Source organism: Wolbachia endosymbiont of Rhagoletis cingulata (genome assembly GCF_048537655.1).
Lineage (GTDB): Bacteria > Pseudomonadota > Alphaproteobacteria > Rickettsiales > Anaplasmataceae > Wolbachia > Wolbachia pipientis.
This window is the reverse complement of sequence record NZ_CP175927.1, coordinates 1,324,995-1,346,405: the sequence shown is the minus strand read 5'-3', so window position 1 is coordinate 1,346,405 and position 21,411 is coordinate 1,324,995. Positions and strand designations below refer to the sequence as shown.

The 21,411-nt window shown below is 34.0% G+C and carries 19 protein-coding genes and 1 tRNA gene; 11 read left to right on the top strand and 9 right to left on the bottom strand.

Going from position 1 to position 21,411, the window contains the following annotated elements:
- Nucleotides 1–47: 47 nt before the first annotated feature.
- Both rplS and trmD read right to left on the bottom strand, forming a co-directional pair.
- Complete coding sequence (gene rplS / locus ACJZL3_RS06165) at nucleotides 48–425, bottom strand: 50S ribosomal protein L19 (RefSeq protein ID WP_006279489.1); 378 nt, start codon at nucleotides 423–425, stop codon at nucleotides 48–50.
- A complete protein-coding gene (trmD, locus tag ACJZL3_RS06160; protein WP_007549279.1) occupies nucleotides 409–1,119 on the bottom strand; it encodes a tRNA (guanosine(37)-N1)-methyltransferase TrmD in 711 nt (236 codons plus the stop codon). Before trmD ends, rplS begins: the two co-directional genes overlap by 17 nt.
- A 74-nt stretch (nucleotides 1,120–1,193) precedes the next feature.
- On the opposite strand from trmD, the gene purC reads away from it, so the two are divergent.
- Nucleotides 1,194–1,916 (top strand): phosphoribosylaminoimidazolesuccinocarboxamide synthase, encoded by a 723-nt coding sequence (purC, locus tag ACJZL3_RS06155; protein WP_010081959.1) that lies wholly within the window; start codon nucleotides 1,194–1,196, stop codon nucleotides 1,914–1,916.
- Here the strand turns inward: purC and purM are convergent.
- Nucleotides 1,913–2,950, bottom strand: a complete 1,038-nt coding sequence (purM, locus tag ACJZL3_RS06150; RefSeq protein ID WP_007549277.1) for a phosphoribosylformylglycinamidine cyclo-ligase — start codon at nucleotides 2,948–2,950, stop codon at nucleotides 1,913–1,915. The genes purC and purM overlap by 4 nt on opposite strands.
- 133 nt (nucleotides 2,951–3,083) lie before the next feature.
- On the opposite strand from purM, the gene ACJZL3_RS06145 reads away from it, so the two are divergent.
- Together ACJZL3_RS06145 and ACJZL3_RS06140 are read left to right on the top strand one after the other, a co-directional pair.
- The gene (locus tag ACJZL3_RS06145; protein WP_006280049.1) at nucleotides 3,084–3,377 is read left to right on the top strand and encodes a hypothetical protein; all 294 of its coding nucleotides are present in this window, start codon (nucleotides 3,084–3,086) and stop codon (nucleotides 3,375–3,377) included.
- A gap of 80 nt (nucleotides 3,378–3,457) precedes the next feature.
- Nucleotides 3,458–3,736, top strand: a complete 279-nt coding sequence (locus ACJZL3_RS06140; RefSeq protein WP_419198738.1) for a hypothetical protein — start codon at nucleotides 3,458–3,460, stop codon at nucleotides 3,734–3,736.
- Between the two features lie 66 nt (nucleotides 3,737–3,802).
- On the opposite strand, the gene ACJZL3_RS06135 is transcribed toward ACJZL3_RS06140, so the two are convergent.
- Nucleotides 3,803–4,621 (bottom strand): transporter associated domain-containing protein, encoded by an 819-nt coding sequence (locus tag ACJZL3_RS06135; protein WP_419198737.1) that lies wholly within the window; start codon nucleotides 4,619–4,621, stop codon nucleotides 3,803–3,805.
- Between the two features lie 402 nt (nucleotides 4,622–5,023).
- Here ACJZL3_RS06135 and hemE point away from each other — a divergent pair, with 402 nt between their 5' ends.
- Together hemE and ACJZL3_RS06125 are read left to right on the top strand one after the other, a co-directional pair.
- Nucleotides 5,024–6,040: a uroporphyrinogen decarboxylase gene (gene hemE / locus ACJZL3_RS06130; protein ID WP_419198736.1), complete on the top strand. Its 1,017-nt coding sequence runs from the start codon at nucleotides 5,024–5,026 to the stop codon at nucleotides 6,038–6,040.
- Nucleotides 6,041–6,108: 68 nt separating this feature from the next.
- Nucleotides 6,109–7,302 (top strand): pyridoxal phosphate-dependent aminotransferase, encoded by a 1,194-nt coding sequence (locus tag ACJZL3_RS06125; RefSeq protein WP_010082012.1) that lies wholly within the window; start codon nucleotides 6,109–6,111, stop codon nucleotides 7,300–7,302.
- Nucleotides 7,303–7,347: 45 nt separating this feature from the next.
- Here ACJZL3_RS06125 and ACJZL3_RS06120 read toward each other — a convergent pair whose 3' ends face one another.
- Complete coding sequence (locus tag ACJZL3_RS06120; RefSeq protein ID WP_006280043.1) at nucleotides 7,348–7,836, bottom strand: hypothetical protein; 489 nt, start codon at nucleotides 7,834–7,836, stop codon at nucleotides 7,348–7,350.
- Nucleotides 7,837–8,324: 488 nt separating this feature from the next.
- Between ACJZL3_RS06120 and ACJZL3_RS06115 the strand changes: the two genes are divergently transcribed.
- The 4 genes from ACJZL3_RS06115 (at nucleotide 8,325) to glyA (ending at nucleotide 13,518) form a co-directional block, all read left to right on the top strand.
- A complete protein-coding gene (locus ACJZL3_RS06115; protein WP_419198735.1) occupies nucleotides 8,325–9,539 on the top strand; it encodes an MFS transporter in 1,215 nt (404 codons plus the stop codon).
- 75 nt (nucleotides 9,540–9,614) lie between these two features.
- A complete protein-coding gene (locus ACJZL3_RS06110) occupies nucleotides 9,615–10,844 on the top strand; it encodes an MFS transporter (protein WP_419198734.1) in 1,230 nt (409 codons plus the stop codon).
- Between the two features lie 135 nt (nucleotides 10,845–10,979).
- Nucleotides 10,980–12,200 (top strand): MFS transporter, encoded by a 1,221-nt coding sequence (locus ACJZL3_RS06105; RefSeq protein ID WP_010081954.1) that lies wholly within the window; start codon nucleotides 10,980–10,982, stop codon nucleotides 12,198–12,200.
- A gap of 40 nt (nucleotides 12,201–12,240) precedes the next feature.
- Nucleotides 12,241–13,518 (top strand): serine hydroxymethyltransferase, encoded by a 1,278-nt coding sequence (gene glyA / locus ACJZL3_RS06100; RefSeq protein WP_010962995.1) that lies wholly within the window; start codon nucleotides 12,241–12,243, stop codon nucleotides 13,516–13,518.
- Between the two features lie 1,079 nt (nucleotides 13,519–14,597).
- Here the strand turns inward: glyA and ACJZL3_RS06095 are convergent.
- The 4 genes from ACJZL3_RS06095 to ACJZL3_RS06080 all read right to left on the bottom strand — a co-directional run bounded on the left by ACJZL3_RS06095 (nucleotide 14,598) and on the right by ACJZL3_RS06080 (nucleotide 20,113).
- Nucleotides 14,598–16,040 carry a collagen-like triple helix repeat-containing protein gene (locus tag ACJZL3_RS06095; protein WP_419198733.1) on the bottom strand — a complete coding sequence of 481 codons (1,443 nt, stop codon included), beginning with the start codon at nucleotides 16,038–16,040 and terminating at the stop codon, nucleotides 14,598–14,600.
- A 1-nt stretch (nucleotide 16,041) separates the two neighbouring features.
- A complete protein-coding gene (locus ACJZL3_RS06090; protein ID WP_174517021.1) occupies nucleotides 16,042–16,185 on the bottom strand; it encodes a hypothetical protein in 144 nt (47 codons plus the stop codon).
- Nucleotides 16,186–16,553: 368 nt separating this feature from the next.
- Nucleotides 16,554–16,709 carry a hypothetical protein gene (locus ACJZL3_RS06085; RefSeq protein ID WP_155975178.1) on the bottom strand — a complete coding sequence of 52 codons (156 nt, stop codon included), beginning with the start codon at nucleotides 16,707–16,709 and terminating at the stop codon, nucleotides 16,554–16,556.
- Between the two features lie 17 nt (nucleotides 16,710–16,726).
- The gene (locus ACJZL3_RS06080; protein ID WP_264374274.1) at nucleotides 16,727–20,113 is read right to left on the bottom strand and encodes a peptidase M2; all 3,387 of its coding nucleotides are present in this window, start codon (nucleotides 20,111–20,113) and stop codon (nucleotides 16,727–16,729) included.
- Between the two features lie 250 nt (nucleotides 20,114–20,363).
- On the opposite strand from ACJZL3_RS06080, the gene ACJZL3_RS06075 reads away from it, so the two are divergent.
- Together ACJZL3_RS06075 and ACJZL3_RS06070 are read left to right on the top strand one after the other, a co-directional pair.
- A tRNA-Val gene (locus tag ACJZL3_RS06075) sits at nucleotides 20,364–20,436 on the top strand.
- A 26-nt stretch (nucleotides 20,437–20,462) separates the two neighbouring features.
- Nucleotides 20,463–21,359, top strand: a complete 897-nt coding sequence (locus ACJZL3_RS06070) for a cation diffusion facilitator family transporter (RefSeq protein WP_006280506.1) — start codon at nucleotides 20,463–20,465, stop codon at nucleotides 21,357–21,359.
- Nucleotides 21,360–21,411 lie beyond the last annotated feature (52 nt).

The following is a 21,411-nucleotide window of genomic DNA, read 5'->3' as shown; positions in this document are numbered from 1 at the left end:
AAGAGAGAGTTCTGAGATGACACAATTGACATCACTCCCTATTGTATCTACTTAGATTTCTTTTTAACATAAGTAGTACGCTCTTTGATCCTTGCAGCTTTTCCAAATAGTTTGCACAGATAATACAGTTTTGCTCTACGAACCTTTCCTTTTCTTGTCACTTGCACTGAAACCAGTGCAGGAGAATAAACAAAAAACTGAGACACTATACTTTCTCCATGGCTCACTTTTCTGACTGCAAAAGAAGAATGTAACCCGCGGTTCCTTTTTGATATACATACACCTTCAAATATCTGTATACGTTCACTTGTACCGTCAACTACTTTAAAAGTGACCTTCAAATCATCGCCAGGACGAAATTCTGGTATTTCTTTAGCTAACACTTGCATTTGCTGTTCGTTAAATTTTTTAAGTAAATTTGTCATTTATCTCTCCACTCAATAATTCAGGCCTACGCTTTTTTGTTATAACATGAGACTGCTTCTGCCTCCAATCACTTATTTTTTTGTGATTGCCAGATAACAAAACCTCAGGTACTTTATATCCCTTCCACTGCTCAGGTCTAGTATATTGAGGATATTCAAGTACACCACCACCATAATTAAAACTTTCTTCAGTAATACTATCGGTATTATTTACTACACCTGGAAGAAGTCTAATGCATGCATCAAGAACCACCATTGCAGCTGGCTCACCTCCTGAAAGTATATAATCTCCAATACTTAACTCATAAGGAGTATACGCATCAATTATCCTTTGGTCAATACCTTCAAATCGACCACACAATATTGTTATATGAGGAAACTCTAATAATTCTCTGGCAATATTCTGATTAAACTTAGTTCCAGATGGAGTCATGTAAATAAACTTAGTGTTTTTATGAACAGAGAGCATACTATCTACTGCATCACCAACTACATCAGAACGCATAACCATTCCTGCTCCACCTCCATATGGAACATCATCCACAGTTGAATGTTTATCTTTCGCAAAAGAACGAATATTTATTACTTCAAGGTTCCATATTTTTTTTTCTAACGCTTTTCCGGCAAGAGAATAGTTCAAAAACCCCGGGAACATTTCTGGGAATATGGTTAATATTGTAACATTGAATGCCATTAAGGTTTATTTTAAGTTATTTGGGGCTATACTCTAAGAATAGTAAATTGATATAATATATAGTTAAATTAAACATGTCACTGAATAAAACGATATACGAAGGTAAAGCGAAAGCCATTATTGAAACTGAAGACTTATCAATTGTCATACAGCACTTTAAAGATGATGTTACAGCATTCAATAAGGAAAAATATGAAATAATCGATGGTAAAGGAATAATTAATAATCATATTAGTGCTTTTATCATGGAAAAGCTTGAGAAAGCAGAAATTAGCACACACTTTATAAAAACTCTAAACGAAAGAGAACAGCTAGTCAAAAAACTCAAGATAATACCTCTTGAGGTAGTAGTTAGAAATGTCGCAGCTGGCAGCTTTTGCAAACGTTTTAATATCAAAGAAGGTGAGAGGCTTGCATCTCCTATAATCGATTTTTTTTACAAAAATGATGACCTAGCCGACCCAATGGTAAGTGAAAATCACATACTGTATTTTGATTGGCTATCTAGCAAAGAAATGGATGAAGTTAAAACTACAACTTTAAAAATCAACGAAATATTAGTTCACCTATTTTCAAATGCAAGTATATATTTAGTTGATCTCAAGTTAGAATTTGGCAGATTAATAAATGACAGTACTAAAATCGTTTTAGCTGATGAAATTAGCCCTGATAACTGCAGATTATGGGATAAAAATACTTATAAAAAGCTAGATAAAGATGTCTTTCGTTTGAATTTAGGAGATTTAAAGGAAGCATACCTAGAAGTTGCAAAAAGACTGTCAGTAAAGTTAGGTTAACTAAATACTACTCTATCAAGTGGAGGGTTACATGCCTCATCAAGTTTTCCAATAATTTCAATTTTTTCTCCACGTTTTTGGAAATGATTTTTCACGTTTTGCATATTCTCAGAACTTACGATCAATACCATACCAATACCACAATTAAATGTTTTTAGCATTTCTTTCTTCTCTATTTTACCCTCCTTTGTTAGCCATAAAAATATATCTGGCCATTTCCAGGAATTAATGTCTATGTTTGCAAATAAGTTTTTTGGAAGAATTCGCGGAATATTGTCTACCAAACCACCACCCGTGATGTGCGCAATACCTTTTACTTGTGACATGATAGGCAGCAAAGAATCAACATATATTTTTGTTGGTTCAAGTAGTATTTCACTCCAAGATTTATTATTCCATAGAGATGTATCGTTATAATTTATACCTAAGCTTTTGAAAACATGGCGCACTAAAGAAAACCCATTTGAGTGAATTCCACTTGACTCTAAGCCAACTATATAATCACCTGCTTTCATCATACTACAGTTTGGAAGAATTTGCTTTCGATCAACTACACCAACCACAAACCCTGCAAGGTCATAGTGATTATTACCATACATTCCAGGCATTTCTGCAGTTTCCCCACCAACCAATGCTATTTTAGCTTGCTTGCACCCCTCTGCAATGCCCTTAACCACAGATAATAAAACATCTTTGGTCAAAACGCCTGTTGCAAAGTAATCAAGGAAAAACAAAGGCGTTGCTCCTTGTGCAAGTAAGTCATTTACACACATTGCAACTAAATCTATACCTATAGTATCATGTTTATTCACTTCTTGAGCTATCAACAGTTTCGTACCTACTCCATCAGTTGAGGAAACGAGTACTGGATGGTCATACTTCTTACTTAGTGCAGCAAAATCAAATAACGCAGAAAATGAACCTATTTCGCTGATTACTTCTTCTCTAGTAGTTTCTTGAGCAATAGGCTTGACTTCTTTTATTAACTTATTATATAGTTCAATATCTATTCCTGATCTGGTATAAGTATTCATAATCCTTTTATAAATTTTAAAATTGTTAATACTATATTAATGCCTTGATATAAAAAGTGCAACGAAACTTTCTCTTAATTGACTATTATATACTTACCAATATAGGGTAACTTAAATCATTTATAATTATCCAATGAACGAAAATACCAAAAACATACTGTTAATAACGGAACTGCTATCAGGACGGCTGCTTCATGACTTTGCTAACTCTATGAATGGAATAACGTTTGGCGTAGAAGAGCTTGAAGTAATAGATAAGAATGATGCTGATGCGCAGAAGGAAGCGTTGTTGTTTCTTAAAGAAAGCTCCGATGATTTAATATATAAACATAAAGTTATGAAGCAGGCATATTCTTCTTCAATGGATAATTATAGCTTTGATAAGACCAAATCTAATATCGAAAATTATTTATTAAAAAAAAAGTAAAGCTTACGTGGAAAATAGACGCATACTCTGCAAAAAATAAGGAAGATTTAATTGAAAAGATAAATAAGATAATTTCTAATATGGTGCTAACTATAGTCAGTGCAGTGGCGGAAGTTGAACTAGTATCTGTTTTACTGAGTCAAACAGAAGATAAAATGCTATTAACTATAAAAATTCTAAATGAACACAAACCAATAAGCAAATCATTAGTAGACAAATTAATCAAAAAAAATGACACTAATTTAAATACAAAAGATATTAATATCTATATGACCTCTTTATTATTAGAGTACTATAACACTGAAATGCATTATACTTGCGAAAATAATTTGCTGGAAATAGGTTTAACTATAACTTGAGTTGCATATTTGGTTATTACAACTTTTTCTTCGTGTCAAGGCATTCCCCGACAAGGGGTACCAAATCTAATTTTTGTAATCACTTAAGTTTAGTACTATTTTATTAATGTAGCGCTCATTTGCATCTTTGATGATAAACTTCATACCATTTTTATATTTAATGACTTCATCTACAGAAGGCACTTTACCAGCAATCGAAAGAATCAAACCACCAAGTGTAACATAGTCTTCTTCAGGGTCACGTAATTCTATTTTTAGATCCTCTTCTATATCTTTTATAAGAGCCCTTGCTGATACTTCAAACTTATTTTGAGACAATTCAGTAATGGTATATTCTGAATTTATTTCGTTTTCACTATCAATGTTTGGTATTAGTTCCTCTATAAGATCAGTCATTGAAATTAAACCATCAGTTCCACCATATTCATCCAATACGATAGCTAAGCATGATTTAGAAGAGTTCATCCTAACAAAAAGATTAGTTGTCTTCATCGAGGGTGGAACAAATATTACGCTTTGTATAATATGTTTCAGATTAAAATTTTTATCCCTATTAAAAATAACATCTTTTACATAAAAAAAGCCTATTACGTTATCAAAGTTATTTTTATAAATTGGTATTTTAGTGTGGCAAGTGTTTTTTATCTTCTTTATTATTTCACGCTCGCTTGACTCAATGTCTACTGCGCATATCTCTGTACGTGGAGTCATTATATCCATTATACCACAATCGCGGAATTTTAATAGACCATTAAATATATTAAGGTCTGGCAGATCTTTCATTAATGCCTCAGTCGCACACTTTTTCAACACAGAAGCTTTTTTGAAAAGGAAGAGAAAAATTCTATATGCTATTTTTTCTACTAAGGTTCTTTTTTTACTCAATTTATTCCCTGTAATGGCAAAAACGTTTTCAGATTAGATTTATCAAGAAAACTGTTATTAAATGTTTAATAAGCATGTGAATAATGTCAAATTAATTTGTGAATTATTTGTTGATATAAAATACCAACAATTGATCAACAACTTTTTCAACAACATATACATAGTTGTGTAACAATGCATGATGGTAAAGTATTTTCCATAAAAGAAAATTACTAACACTCTAAACACCTTACTTATACACATAAATCATAACAGAAAATCAATAATATACGAAAGTTACTCACATATTTATCCACAAGTTGAACAACGCCAATTTTTACTAAATTTTAAGTTAGTAACAAGTTATTGATAGAACTATTATTATTACTATACTTTAATATACAAAAGAATAAATAGAATAGATTGGAAAGCGGCAAAACAACAATAGCGAAAATTATTAAGAGAAATGAGCCGGGTGGAAGAGTGCCTATCTGGCTAATGCGTCAGGCTGGCAGGTCTCTTCCTGAGTACCGCAAAGCAGTAGAAAATATGAATAATTTTATGGAGATATGCTACAACACAGATTTAATGACAGAATTGACGTTACAGCCGGTGACAAGATTTGACATGGATGCGGCGATAATTTTTTCAGACATTTTAATAATAGCTGATGTTTTGGGTTGTGACGTGAATTTCGTACGCGGTGTAGGTCCAATAATAAAACCCGTGGAAAGTCCTAAGGAATTGAAGGGTCCACAAGAAATTGAAACTAAAACCTTACCAATTCTAAACGCTATAAAAAAAGTCAGAAGCCAATTACCAAAAGAAAAATCTCTCATAGGATTTGCTGGTGGACCATGGACAGTAGCCTCATACATCATAGAAGGTAGGAGCAGCAAAACTTTTTCCAAAGTATTAAATTTTTATCCTTCGTGTTTGAAGGAAATAATTGAACGAATAACGGAAGTAACGATTATTTATCTAATTAAACAGATAGAATTTGGAGCAGATGTTATTCAGCTATTTGACAGTAATGCTGGTGCGTTATCGGAACCATTGTTTAAAGAATATGTTATCGAACCAACAAAGAGAATTATCTTGGCAATAAAGGATAGATTTTCTGATTTTCCAATAATAGGTTTTCCAAGGTCTGCTGGAAATCTTTATAAAGATTACTGCGAACAAACAGGTGTATCTGCAGTAAGTATAGATTATAATGTTCCAATAAAATGGGCGAAAGCGAATCTAAACATCCCTCTACAAGGAAACCTTGATCCTAATCTTTTAGCCTATAATAAAACGGAAGCAATCAAAGAAGCAAAACGTATAATAGATTGCTTTAGAGATTTACCCTTCATATTTAATCTCGGACATGGAGTACTCCCTGATACTCCAGTTGAAAATATTGCTGCATTGGTAAACCTGGTAAAAAGCTACTAATACAATACACAAAATTCTAGCTTTTTTGTTGTACGGGGTTTATCATTTGAATTTAGCTTCAGTAAGATATGTCAGACCTTGCAAAAAGAATGTCCCTAATAAAACCATCACCTACGATTGCTGTAACTGATAAGGCAAATAAGTTGAAAAATGAAGGAAAAAAGATCTGTGTTTTAGCTGCAGGAGAACCGGATTTTGATACTCCAGATCATATAAAAAAAGCAGCTATTCAAGCAATAAGTGAAGGTAAGACTAAATATACTGCTGTTGATGGAACGCGTGAGCTGAAAGAAGCAATAATTAATAAGTTAAGAAAGGATAATAACCTCGAGTACACGCTTAACCAAATCTGTGTTGGTACAGGTGCTAAGCAGGTGTTATTCAATTTGTTCATGGCAACAATTAACTCTGGAGATGAAGTTATTATTCCAGCTCCTTATTGGGTTTCATATGTTGATATGGTAAGTCTTTTTGGCGGCTTGCCAGTTGTAGTAGAATGCAAACAAAATTTTAAACTGACAGCGGAATTATTGAAAAGCAGGATAACTAAAAAAACTAAATGGTTAATTCTTAACTCACCGAACAACCCTGCAGGAGCTGTGTACACATGTGATGAATTGAAAGACATAGCACAAATATTGCTTGAATATCCACATATGAATGTCGTTACAGATGATATTTATGAGCATATAATATACGACGAAAAGTTTTTTACTATTGCTCAGGTTGAGCCGAAGCTTTATGATAGAGTTTTTGTAGTCAATGGAGTATCAAAAGCCTATGCAATGACAGGCTGGAGAATAGGGTATATTGCAGGTAGAAGTGATGTGGTAAAAGCTATCTCTACGCTGCAGTCTCAAAGCACTTCTAATCCAAATTCGATAGCACAAGCAGCAGCAGCAGCAGCATTAAACGGTGATCATAGTTTTTTGAAAGAAAGAACAAGGATTTTTAAGAGTCGTAGAGATTTTATGGTGAAAGAGCTAAATTCTGCCCCGGGATTATCAGCGTCTGTTCCACAAGGTGCGTTTTATTTATTTGTCTCATGTGAAGGATTGCTCAGTAAAAGCACAAAAAGTGGTAAGATAATAAATAATGATTTAGATTTTACTGAATACTTACTGGGAGATCATTTGGTTGCTGTGGTTCCAGGAATTGCATTTGGTCTAGAAAATTTTATCAGAATTTCTTATGCAACCTCTCAGGAACAATTAGAAATTGGATGTGATAGTATTACTAAAGCGTGCCAGGAGTTAAAATGAAATAGACTATCCATAAGTTGTATATTTTGCCATACTTCGCCAAGGTTATTTTGAATGTTCTAACTTGTGTTTTTCTATGGAAGGCATTTTTATTGATTGAGCAAGTGTCTTTCTAATATTGAATTCCTCATTTTTTTCATTTTGTTGCAGTAAGTTAATGTTATTTATTTTATTTACTAAATCTTTCCCCTTTTCCAGAGTCTTTAAATCACTTTCGTTAATGTGATGTTCATTGTAAAATTCTGCAACAATTTCTTTTCTTTTCGGATAAGTATTTAAAAATTCCGACACCTGATGTTTAGCAACAGCTTGAATAAATTTCTTATTAAATCTTGAATCGTTATATAGATCTTCTAAATTTTCATCGTAGTGTTTTGCTTCATTTACAGCAAGCTTTATTATCTCTTCTATACCACTTAGAAGTTTCCTATACAATTTGTCGTATCTATTGCCTAGCACGTGTGTAGCGAATGTTTGTTCAATGTATTTTGTTATGTAATTTTGCAGCGTATTATCTATCGTGCTTATATTCATCAGCCTGCTTTAATATTATATTAACTATTTTACACATAAAAAGGTTAATATTGAATTAATAGAATACTTCTGAAGTCAAATTTTACTGAAAATTATGGTATTTAAGATATAATTGTCAGCATGAAATAAAAACATAAATAAAATGGATCTTGTAACAAAAGTGAAGCTCAAGATAAAGATGAATAAGGGTAAAATCATAAATATACTTATCATTTGTGGTGTAATTTTTTTCATATACCTTATTCATGAGCCAGTTGTAGATATGGTAGAAAAAATTATAAGTAAAATAAAAGGTCTCTTTTAAAAATAGAAAAAGTGAACTTTTTCCATCATCCAAACTTGAACCTGGAAAATTTAGTTAATGCATAAACTACTTATGTTGGCTATGAGTTCAACTGTATAAAATTCCGGTAAATTAAAATAAGTATTCATAAAAATATTGTTTTCTATAAACAGAGTATCTATAATGCTAGCTTTGGGGTAAAGTATTGCAGAGGAATTTTTTAATCTGGTTGTTGGCGTCACTGTTTTATGCATACCAATATATATTACGCGTAATTCCAAATATTATAATTCCTGAATTGGTAGTAAGGTTTAATATAGGAACAACAGAAATAGGACAATTTTGTGGACTGTATTATGTAGGTTATGTGTTAGCACATATTCCTGTAGGTATTCTTTTAGATAGATTTGGTTCTAAAGTTGTTATACCGATTTGTATTGCATTAACATCTTTAGGTGCTTTACCTTTAGTCAGTTCTAATGATTGGAGTTATTCTATTATTGGAAGAATAATTACTGGTATTGGATCCTCTGCTTCAGTACTTGGACTCTTTAAAATAATAAGAATCTATTACCATAGAGAAAAATTTGCCATGATGTTCAGCATATCGGTTATTATTGGCATTTCAGGTGGTGTATTTGCCACCAAACCATTACATGTCTTACTTGATAAGTTTGGGTGGGATTATTTATTTACTGTGTGTATAATGCTTGGATTATTGCTTGCTTTAACTACCTTTATATCTATACCTAAAGTTGGCACCTCAGACGAAGAATTAAATATTAAAAATTTAAGCAAAGTTATATTTAATAAAGATATTTTATTGATAGGTTTGTTTGGCGGTTTTATGGTTGGACCATTAGAAGGCTTTGCAGATGCGTGGTCCGCAACATTCTTGCATGAGATTTACGCTATAGATAGACACATTGCATATAGCATTTCAAAATGGATACTAATAGGCTTTGGCTTTGGGCATTTATTACTTCCTTACATATTAGCAAAAAATCCAACCAAGCACTATGAAATAATAATTTCTTGTGCTATGGCCATGATAATTGTGTTCTTATTACTTTTTATATGCAATATTAGTGAACTCCTGGCATGTATATTACTATTCATTATTGGTCTTGCTTCTGCATACCAAATTGTTTTTACTGCTAAAGTTGTAAGTTGTGTAAAAAACGAAGCAGTAGCAAGTGCAGGATCTGTAGGTAATTCCATAGTTATGAGTTTTGGTTATTTTTTTCACGTCATTATTGCAAATATAATGAATTTTTATTGGAACGGTGAAATTATCGATGGAAAGCCATTTTATGGAACTGATGTAATGGTTAAGTCTATGTTAATAATACCTATATGCCTACTAATAGGAATGATAGGCTTTTGGTTACTTAAAGTTATAAGCTGTAAAAAGAGCTAAGCAGATTTAGATGATTAATATAGTATTGTTTTTTATAACTAAAGTATCTATAATCCTAAATTTTAGCTGAGATTCATGTTGCAGAGGAATTTTTTAATCTGGTTGTTGACGTCACTGTTTTATGCATACCAATATATATTACGCGTAATTCCAAACATAATTGCGCCTGAATTAATAACAAAATTTAACATAAGTATTGCAGATGTTGGCCAGTTTGGTGGGTTATACTATGTAGGCTATACGCTAGCTCATATACCTATTGGTCTTTTCCTTGATAGATTTGGACCAAAGTTTGTTTTACCTGCTTGTACCGTTTTGACATTTACCGGAACACTACCGCTTATATGCTTTGATGAGTGGAGTTATTCAATAATTGGAAGAATAATTGTGGGAATTGGGTCATCCGCTTCGGCAATTGGAATCTTTAAAGTTGCAAGCATGTATTTTGCGCAAGAAAAATCAGCAAGAATGGCCAGCTTATCTATAATTATAGGAATTTTGGGAGGGATATGTGGCGGGTTACCTTTAGACTTCTTACTCGATAAATTTGGCTGGAATTATGTTATCTATACATTCTCAGCATTTGGGTGTTTACTTGCTCTGTTGCTGTTCTTAGTAACGCCTGAAAGCAATGCTCAACAGGAAAAAGTTAGCATTAGAGACTTAAAAAACATACTTTTCAACAAGCATATTATTCTAATTAGCTTTTTTGGTGGACTCATGGTCGCTCCAATGCAAGGTTTTGCCGATGGTTGGGTGAAAGCATTCTTTTTTGAAGTATATAAAATGAATGAAGACTTGGCATCTTCTCTCTCTTCCGTAATATTGATAGGAATGTTAACAGGATCATTCTCTTTGGCTTATTTATTGGAAAAATATAAAAATAAGCATTATGAAGTAATAATTGCATGCTCATTTGCAATGATCGCTAGTTTTCTTTTGCTTTTTACTCAGATTGGTGGCTTGTATGTTGTATTACCTACGCTTTTTATTATTGGCTTCACATCTGGATATCAGGTGGTTACCATTTACAAAGCGATAAGTTATGTAAATAATAACTTAGTAGGCCTGGCTACAGCTGTGTCAAACATGATAGTTATGGTTTTTGGCTATTTTTTTCACACTGGGATCGCAAAAATAGTAGATTTGTGTTGGGATAGAACAATAATACAAGGAAATCCTGTGTATGGTGCTGAATTGCTGATAAAAGCAACATCAGTTATTCCTGTATGTTTGCTGGTGGCTGTTTTTGGGCTCTTATGGTTAAAAAATAAAGATTTTAGAGAAGTTGATTGTAATAAGTAGATAATTTATCGAAGGCTCGTATGATAAAATCGTTAGATGTACTAATTTAAGGCTCTTGTTATTATGAAATATAATACTTTATTTTACTTTGATATTTTTGTTTTAATTGTAATTGGGTTTTATTAGGTGGTAGGTATGTCGAAAAGTAATTTTTTTGTATGGTTGATAGTATCTCTTTTCTATGCATACCAGTATGTGTTACGTGTCATGCCAAACATAATTGCGCCTGTATTAATAACAAAATTTAATATAAGCATTGCAGATTTAGGGCAATTTAATGGTCTCTACTATGTGGGATTTACACTAGTTCATATCCCTGTTGGTCTTTGTTTTGATAGATTCGGTCCAAAAATTGTTTTACCTATTTGTGCTGTCTTGGTATCTATTGGAACATTACCTCTTGTGTGCTTTGATGAGTGGTATTATTCAGTATTAGGTAGAATAATTGTTGGGATTGGCTCGTCTGCGTCAGTAATAGGAGTATTTAAAGTTGCCAGTATGTATTTTCCGCGAGAAAAATCAGCAAAAATGGCAAGCATATCTGTTATTATAGGGCTATTAGGGGCAATATATGGTGGTCTACCAATAGAACTTTTGCTTGATGAGTTTGGTTGGAATTACGTAATTTATATTCTTTCAGGGTTTGGTTTCTTACTCGCTTTATCTTTATTTTTAGTTATTCCTTACAATGCTTACGACTTTCGAAAAGAAAAAATTAGCATGAAGGATCTAAAAACTGTGCTTTTCAATAAATATATCATTCTAATTAGTTTTTTTGGTGGCTTAATGGTAGGTCCACTAGAAGGTTTTGCTGATGCTTGGACAAAAGCTTTTTTATGTGAGGTATATCAAATGGCCGGTGATCTAGCGTCTTCAATTTCTTCTGTTATATATGTAGGATTTGCAGCTGGATTGCTCTCTTTTGCTCACATATTAGAAAAATATCCAAATAGACATTATGAAGTTATTATTGTCTGTTCCTTTGCAATGATTGCTAGTTTCCTTTTACTTTTTACACAGGCTGGCGGATTGTATATTGTATTGCCTGCACTTCTTGTTATAGGTTTCGCTTCTGGATATCAAATAGTAACACTGTACAAAGCATTAAGTTATGTAAATAATAACTTAATAGGATTAACTACAGCTGTGTCAAATATGATAGTCATGGTTTTTGGCTATTTTTTTCACACTGGGATCGCAAAAATAATAGATTTGTGTTGGGATAGGACAGTGATACAAGGAAATCCTGTGTATAGTGCTGAATTGCTGATAAAAGCAACATCTATTATTCCTGTATGTTTGCTGATAGCTGTTTTTGGGCTCTTATGGTTAAAAAAGCAGGATAAGCAGTCTTAAAATTGCTTGTGCATCTTAAAATTAAAGCGAGGTTTGATCTATGATGAGTGTTTTAAAAAAAATCTGTGGCTCTAAAAATAGTTTAAAGTCTTTTGATAACGAGGTTTATCAGTCTATAGAAAAAGAATTACAACGCCAAAAATCACAATTGCAATTAATTGCATCAGAAAATTTTGCAAGCAAAGCGGTAATGGAGGCACAAGGCTCTTTTCTGACTAATAAATACGCAGAAGGTTATCCAGGTAAAAGATATTACTGTGGTTGTGAGCATGTGGACAAAATTGAAAGTCTGGCTATAGAAAGACTTTGTAAGTTGTTTGGTGTTAAATTTGCAAACGTTCAACCTCATTCTGGTTCTCAGGCAAACCAGGCGGTATTTGCTTCACTGCTTACTCCAGGCGATACAATACTTGGATTATCACTGAGTTGCGGTGGGCATCTAACTCATGGTGCGGCACCAAGCCTTTCTGGTAAATGGTTTAAGTCAATTCAATATACAGTGAATAAAGACACTTATCTGCTCAATATGGATGAGATAGAAAAGCTGGCGCTGGAGCATAAACCGAAATTGATCATAGCTGGTGCTTCTGCTTATCCAAGAAAAATGGACTTCAAACGCTTTCGCGAGATTGCAGATAAAGTTGGTGCTTATTTGCTTGCAGACATTGCTCACTATGCAGGGCTTATTGCAGCGGGCGAATATCCATCCCCTGCTGAATATGCACATGTTATGACTTCCACGACTCACAAAACTTTGCGTGGTCCTCGTGGTGGAATAGTGATGACCAATGATGAAGCATTACACAAAAAAATTCAATCCGCAGTTTTTCCAGGATTGCAGGGCGGGCCACTTATGCATGTGATAGCTGCAAAAGCTGTTGCATTTAAAGAAGCATTAGCACCAGAGTTTAAGACTTATAGCAAGAAAGTCGTGGAAAATGCGAAAGTGCTGGCTCAAGAATTGCAAAAGCATGGACTTGACATTATAACCGGTGGCACTGACTCTCATATAGTGCTAGTTGACTTAAGATCGCAGAAATTAACTGGAAAAGACGTTGTAGATAGCCTTGAGAGAGCCGGTATTACCTGTAATAAAAACTCTGTACCATTTGATACAGCAAAGCCGACCATCACTTCAGGGCTCCGTTTTGGCACCGCTGCTGAGACAACACGCGGACTTGAGGCAGAAAATTTTAAAGAGATAGCTGGTCTAATAAATGAAGTAATTCAAGGATTAATCAGCGGAAATAGCTCAAGTGTCGAAAAAGCAGTAAAAGCTAAAGTTGAAAGGATTTGTAGTAATTTTCCTATTTATTAATTTATGTGGTGTCATCCAAGTAGCTGGTAGAAACGAAAAAACTTACTTGACACCCTTCGCCAGCCCTCTTATCATGAAACTGAAGGTATTCATTTATCTTCAATCTGTGCAGATTAAACGACAACAGTATTACGTAATTGGCGTCTTATTTTTAATTTTTTGCACTATGCGCACCCTACGTCTTCACAACATTTCTGGGTTTTTACCTATATAAGCTGAAACGCGCTTATAAAGCGTTTAAGACAGTATAGCACGCCAATTTGCAGGATTAGAGAATGACAACTAGCTAATACGGGATTTCTTTTGCCTTTTTTTCTGCTTAGTAAATTTCTTAAACATTTAAACTAAGATGAGTTGCATTTAAAAGCAGCTAAATTGCAGTGTTTAAGACTTAAAAAACGCCAATACTGAAAATAGACAATGACTGGGGCTTCTTTTGCCTTTTTTTCGTTTGGTAAATTTCTTAATGTTTGTAGCTAACATGAACAAACATTTGAGAGTAACTTCTGCTAGTAGGGTGTCATCCCAGTGCCCAGACACTGGGATCCAGGAATTTTATTAAGTTAGTAAGCATAAAAGTAGCCGTTTTATGTTAAAATACAACATTTTAATGATTATGAAAAGGCTGGATTCCAGCGGGCTTTGTTGCATCGCGAGCTATGATGGATTAAAGATAAAAAAGATGGAGAATATCAGTAGCTTATTATTCTGGTATTTATAATAAGAACGGTCAGTGAATACCTAAATTTGAGTAAAAGAAATTTCACTACCACTCACTAATCTGGCTAAAATTCAAGAATTTCAATGCTTTAGCTATTTTCAATAGAATTAAATTTATTAATATAAATAATAAATTACTATTCTTAAATTTGATCAGATTGATTGCAAAAAAACAAGATTTTCAATAGGTTGCTTATAATTCTAACTATAGTTAGCCTTTCATAAGTAGCGATGCAACAAAGCCATTCCAGCGTCACGCGCTGGAATGACATTGTAGGGTGTTATCCGAGTCCTTTTTCCGTCATCAGAGGACCATATGACGTCATCCAAGTAGCGTGACTACTTGGATCTAAGCTGTATTACCAAGTCCAATTAAGTGCAGCATCATCACTTGTTGGAGGCTCAAAATACGGTTGTGACATTTCCTCTTGCACAGCTCTTTTAAATTCTGGACTTTGTATGCTTATCTTTGTTACATGCTCTTGTAAGGCTTTCTCAGTAGCTATTTCAGCAGCTGTTGGACTTTTACCATCTGCTCCTGTCTCCCCTGTCTCCCCTTGTGGGCCTTGAGCTCCATCTTTACCATCTGCTCCTTTAGGACCAGTGGCTCCTGTCTCCCCTTTTAGCCCTTTACCTCCTAAGAACACCTTTGCTGTTTGATCATTTTTGTCACCATACGCTGTGTCAGTAGCATCAAGAAATCCTCCTAATTTATCCACTAAAATTGATTTGTCGCCGTCTTTTGCATCAAATATAGCATTCACGACATCTTTCGCTGCAGCTTTTGTTTTAAGCTCTGTAGCTTTAACAAAAGCAGTCTCTGCAGCAGTTTTAGTGTAAACTTCATCGGCTGGAGCAGCTTTAATATATACCTTATTTGTAAAATCAGGAGAAGCAGTTATAGCATCCACAACAGGCTGTTTTACTACTTCTGTTTTTAGCGTATCTGTAAGTCCTAAAGTTTTAACAAATGCATCATCAACACCTTTTTTGGTATAGATACCATTATCATCAGCACCTTTTGCTAATTCTGGTATTAAAGCATCCACAACAGGCTGTTTTACTACTTCTGTTTTTAGCGTATCTGTAAGTCCTAAAGTTTTAACAAATGCATCATCAACACCTTTTTTGGTATAGATACCATTATCATCAGCACCTTTTGCTAATTCTGGTATTAAAGCATCCACAACAGCTTTTTCTGCAACTTTTGTTCCAAGATCTGCAGTTTTAAGAAACGTGTCATCAACACCTTTTTTAGTATAGATACCATTATCATCATCACCTTTTGCTAATTCTGGTATTAAAGCATCCACAACAGCTTTTTTTGCAACTTTTGTTGCAAGATCTGCAGTTTTAACAAACGCAGTATCTGCATCATTTTTAGTGTATACTTTATCGGTAAAATCAGTAGAAGCAATTATAGCATCCACGACATCTTTCGCTGCAGCTTTTGTTTTAAGCTCTGTAGCTTTGACAAAAGCAGTGTCTGCATCAGTTTTAGTGTAAACATCTGCAGTATTAGCTTTGTTGGCTAGATCAGCTGCACCAGCTTTCTCTCCTAGCTCAGCATCGACGTAATTCTTGTCAGCTTTTTTTGCCAACTCATCATTTACATTTCTTTTAGTGTAAACATCTGCAGTATTAGCTTTCTTTCTCAACTCATCATCCACACCTTTTTTAGTATATATACCTTTATCATTAGCACCTTTATTGAGTTCCACTATCAATTTTCCTAAAAAATTTTTGTTAGTTGCAAGGTTTTCTATTGTATCTATTGTACTCAATTTTTCACTCAACGCCATATCACCCTCCATTAATTACAAAAACCATAGCATGCATGAAAATAGTATAATTTTCGTTAATGTTAGATTTTACATAAGATTTCCTTGAAACTTGTTGTTTCAGAATTCTTCTCTTGTCATTCAAGTGTGTAGCAGATGATGTCATTCCAGTCTGGAATCCAGCCTTTATTATGCAGCCACTTATTTAAAGTTAAGTTTTCTGGATCCCAGTGGGCTTTGTTGCATCGCTAGCTATGATGGATTAAAGATAAAAAAGGTGGAGAATATCAGTAGCTTATTATTCTGGTATTTATAACAAGAACGGTCAGTGAATACCTAAATTTGAGTAAAAGAAATTTCACTACCACTCACTAATCCGGCTAAAATTCAAGAATTTCAATGCTTTAGCTATTTTCAATAGAATTAAATTTATTAATATAAATAATAAATTACTATTCTTAAATTTGATCAGATTGATTGCAAAAAAACAAGATTTTCAATAGGTTGCTTATAATCCTAATTATAGTTAGCCTTTCATAAGTAGCGATGCAACAAAGCCATCCCAGTGTCTGGGCACTGGGATGACACCGAAGGGGCTACTCGGATGACAAACCCTGTCATTCCATGGCGTGACGCTGGTTTCCATCCAAGACGGCAGTGCTTGACACTGGAATGACAAGAAGAGGGCACTGCCCTCCTTGTATGTATTAGATATAGGCCGAGTTGTGGTCGTGATAAATGTGATCGCTTGCGCAATCGAACATTTTCACAAAACCATTCTCTAGATAAAGATTATATTCGTGATGTTGATCTGATAATACAATATTATCTTGCTCCCCTGAATTGAAATGACTTGAATCTGACAGCAATTCGTAATTTGGATTATCTATTTTACTAATGCTGTTTATTACTTTGCCATTACCACTTGATATAGCTAAACTATAACTATCACCATCCTTCATTATCTTGATGGACACCTTATCTTCAGGTAACACTATAAGCTTCTTTGTGCCACTATCGTGGATTACGAATTTGCCTTTTTCAAAATAGTATTTGTCTTCCGGCAAAGCACCAACCTTATAATCTGATGTGTGCAGTTTGTTCCAAAAATCTAACACAGATTGCTTTTCTGCTCCTTCCGCTCTATCATACAAGGCTTTCACATCATTATAATTTATCGTTACATTTGCCTTATGCTTCCCTTCTGAGTCCTGCTCGTAGCTCTTTTCTATTTTGAGAATTGTGTCTTTTAATACTACCTGTTCTTGCTCTTTCTCCTCCACTGAAGCTGACCTTTTTGCCCTTGTTGGAATTTGTGGCTGATCAGACTGCATTTCACTATTGTCGTTTGATGCAGTTTTCTCTTCAGCAGCTTGTGCAACAACATTAGTAGTACTATGAACTTCTGTCTTAGTTTCACTTACTTGCCCTTTTGGACTTTCGGTTTGTTTCTCTTTTGTAAATATTCTCTGATAGTCCGTGTAGCCTCTATTAGTATCACCGATATCGCCACTGCCTTGATCAAAAGTTATTTTTTTACTTCCATTTCCCATATCTTCAATTTCAACTTGAGGAGAAACAGATGCTAGGAAATCGTTATAACTGTAGTTGTAGTCAGCAGAAAAGAATATTTTCCCTTTGAAATTGTGAAAGTTATTAGACAACATTCCAATTTCTTCATCACCATCAAACAATTTTACTTTAGTGAAATATGTTTGATCTTTTATTCTAACTATTTCACCGCTGGAGTTTCTTTGTATGTGATAATCATTTGGGTCGTACTTTATAGCAAAAAGTTTGCCAGAGCCATATTTCTCTAAGTTTATAAGGCCCACATTTACATGTTTATGGGAATAATCTCTCTTTTCATATTCATGTGCAAATATTGGATCTATATATCTATATTCGTCTGATATATTTGGCATACCTACTGGATGTTCATTCCCATCTTTCGTCACCGGAACAAGCTTATATGCTCCATCTTTTTCCACTAATTTTAGGTGAGTAATACTTTGTGGTAGTTGAAACCTTACGTTTGCTCCATGGTCATGAATAAATAGATCACCTTTCTCGGTAATATAAAAGCCCATATTTTTAAATTCATGTAAGCGCTCGTCTCCTTGCTTTACGACAGCTTCATATACATCATCGTCTGTCCTATCTGTTCCCTTATTATCCAGTAATTTTCCTTTTTCCACGATTACTCCATTTGCCTTTTGCTCATCAGAATATTGTGCATGTTCTGAATCCTGATGATTCAAAATTTTGGTACCTCTAAGAAGCAGAGAATCTAAATCTTTTTGGATGTGTCCAGTGCTAGGATGCAACAATTCATTTTCATGTAAATGCGCTTCATCAAAGTATTCATCGCGTTCAACTGTTCTGCCATCTATTAGGGAAGCTTTATAATGACCATTTTCTTTTGTAACTGCCATGTAAGCACCGCCTTCGTATGAAACATTTAAGTTGTGCAATATATCCTCAAAAACGAAAGTTTCTTTAGTTTGGCCTTCAACTTGCTTAAAAAATCCTGATTCGCTCAATAATTCTCCAAGCTTTGTATTTCCGTCATATATAGACAGTGCACCCATATCTCCTTGACCATGAGCTTGCATAGAAAAAATCTTACCTTCTTGTAGATCAATATGATTTGTACCTCTTATCAAGTTTGAATCGATGTTGATCATCTCTCCTAACATCTTTTCTACGTCGATGTTCTTAGTCGCTTTTACTTGTTCTAAGCCAGTGTTTATGGTTTTATCAAGTAAGGTACTTTTTAATTCCTCATATTTGGAGGGAATTGAATAATATTTGTCTGAATACTCTTCGTAAGAAATCTTCCCTTCGCTATATTCTTTATTTATCTTGGGATATTCCATTTGCCTCTGCTCATCCAGATTTTTTAATGCATCATCATAAGCTTTCTTTAAATTTTCATCATACTTTGATAGCATTCTAAAAGCCTGATTTTTATACTCTAGACTGTTTCGGTACTCATTACCTTGTTGGTCAGAGTAAGTTAGTTTATCCTGTCCATCGGAAGTTTTTACTACCTTGAGGAAATGATATTCCTTTGATATATCAAGTGTATCATTTGTTGCCCTATTTATAGCACGAGCAACATCATAAAATGCAACGTGTTCTACAGGAGAAAAACTTCCAACGTTTTCTCCATCCATTTTTTCTATATTTGCTTTATAGTAGGATACGTTTTTAATTTCTCCACCCACTATTTCTTGACCAATTGCTATGAAATCTCCTTTTGTAACTTGCAAAGCGTTGAGATGTTCCATTGCAGTTTCTGTATCATTCTCAGCAAGCCAACTTTTGAAGTCAGTATCGTGTCCTTTTATGTCTTTCAAGAAACTTTTTGACTCATCTGAGTTACCTTGACGTAAAGCATCTAGGTAGTCTCTTAATAAACTAGGATCTTTTTCCTGTAAGTACATTATCAACGCATGACCTGTTTTATAAACCAAGCTATTTGCTTCGCTGTCCTTTGAGTATTCTAAACTTAAAATTTTATCTAAATCCAAATTTGCAGCTTCAGTTTTGTCGATACTTGATCCTTGAGAATTGAATTTATGATCTGAATGATGCTCAAAGTAGTCTGCAATTCCTTCCATTAATACTGTAGGTAAAGATTTGCCTCCTGTAGCCAAGTAAGTTAAACCATGTGCAAATTCATGCTGAAGGTTATGAATGCCACCTTGCTGGTAGACGTACATTTCAGCAAAAACGTCAGCTTTCCCTTTGTAGTAACATTTACCACCTTCGTCTCCAAGGTAAGAACCGAAACGCTCGCTTCCGCCAAGGTGAGTGTAATCATCCTTGTCATCAAACATGTAAATTTTAAATGTTTGTTCTGAACTGCCGCGTTCTAACTCGAATGCGTTTTTAAAATTAGTAGCTGTTTCTCTTATCTCACTTTCAATGTTAGCAACTTTACTTGCTCTTAAATTGTGAGAATAAACCTCTACTTTAATATTTAAATCTTCAACTTCTATAACATGTGGCGAATTAAACCCTTTGCCGTTATTGTTGAAATATTCTGCTTTAGTTATATTTTTATTTACTTGTTGACTAATTGTCATAATTTTAACCTCTAATTTGCTGATCTTTCAATATCAAGCATAAAGTAATTTCCCTAAAAAAAACGTAAATCCCTGTATTAATATAATTTATATCTTAATAAATAAAGTATAGATAGTTAACTTAATATGTAAAATTTAGAATATGGCTGAAATTCTATACAGCTATATTCCGGAATCACATTGGACAAGGACAAAAGCAAAGTGGTTTATTGACTTTCATTCCACCAAAGCACTATACTAAAACCACGATGGGTAATTAGCTCAGTTGGTAGAGCACTTGCTTGACGTGCAAGCGGTCGCTGGTTCGAACCCAGTGTTACCCACGTTTTTGTTTATGAAAAGATTTTATATGACAGCAGTGCATAACGGTAAACACTCAGCAGCGCAGTCCAAGCGCTTAATCTATTCCATAATAATAGTTGCGATAACAATGTTTATGGAAATAGTAGGTGGAATAATTTCACATTCGCTTGCTCTATTATCAGATGCAGGGCATATGCTCACTGACCTCTTTGCCTTGGTTTTAAGCTGGTTAGCACATAGGTTTTCAGCTAAGAAATCCGATTTGCAGAGATCATACGGATATCATCGGTTGCAGATAATTGCAGCATTTGTTAATGGTTTAACTCTATTCCTCATTGCAGTAATCATTATAATTGAGTCAATAAAGAGGTTTATTTTTCCAGTCAATGTTGAGTGGAAAGTAATGTTAATAATTGCTACACTCGGTCTTGTCTCTAACATAATAGTCTTTTTTATATTACATAGTAAATGCGAGAGCAATATAAACATAAAAAGTGCTGTACTACACGTTATAGGAGATATTTTAGGTTCTGTAGCTGCTATACTTGCATCTATAATTATCATGCTTACTGGATGGCAAATAGTAGATCCAATCTTATCAGTATTTGTTAGTGTGATAATTCTAAATAGCGGCTATAAAATTCTCAAAAATTCTTGCCATATACTCCTTGAAGGTACGCCTGAGGGTATATCTGCTGAAGAGATAAAAAGTAAGATCACATCAGAATTACCTGAAGTGATAGATGTGCACCACATACATACATGGTCGCTGTCTGATAATTATTTTATAATTACCATGCATGCTAAAATAAAGCAAAATGTGCAGCACACCAATGTTTTATATGAAATAAAAAAAATATTGCTAGATAAGTTCGAGATAGCACACTCTACAGTCGAGATCGAATACGATGAGTGTGCGGATAATAAGATACTTAAACATTGACGTTTTAAATTATTATGCTATTACTAGAGTGTAATGATGTTGAAGGTAAGCT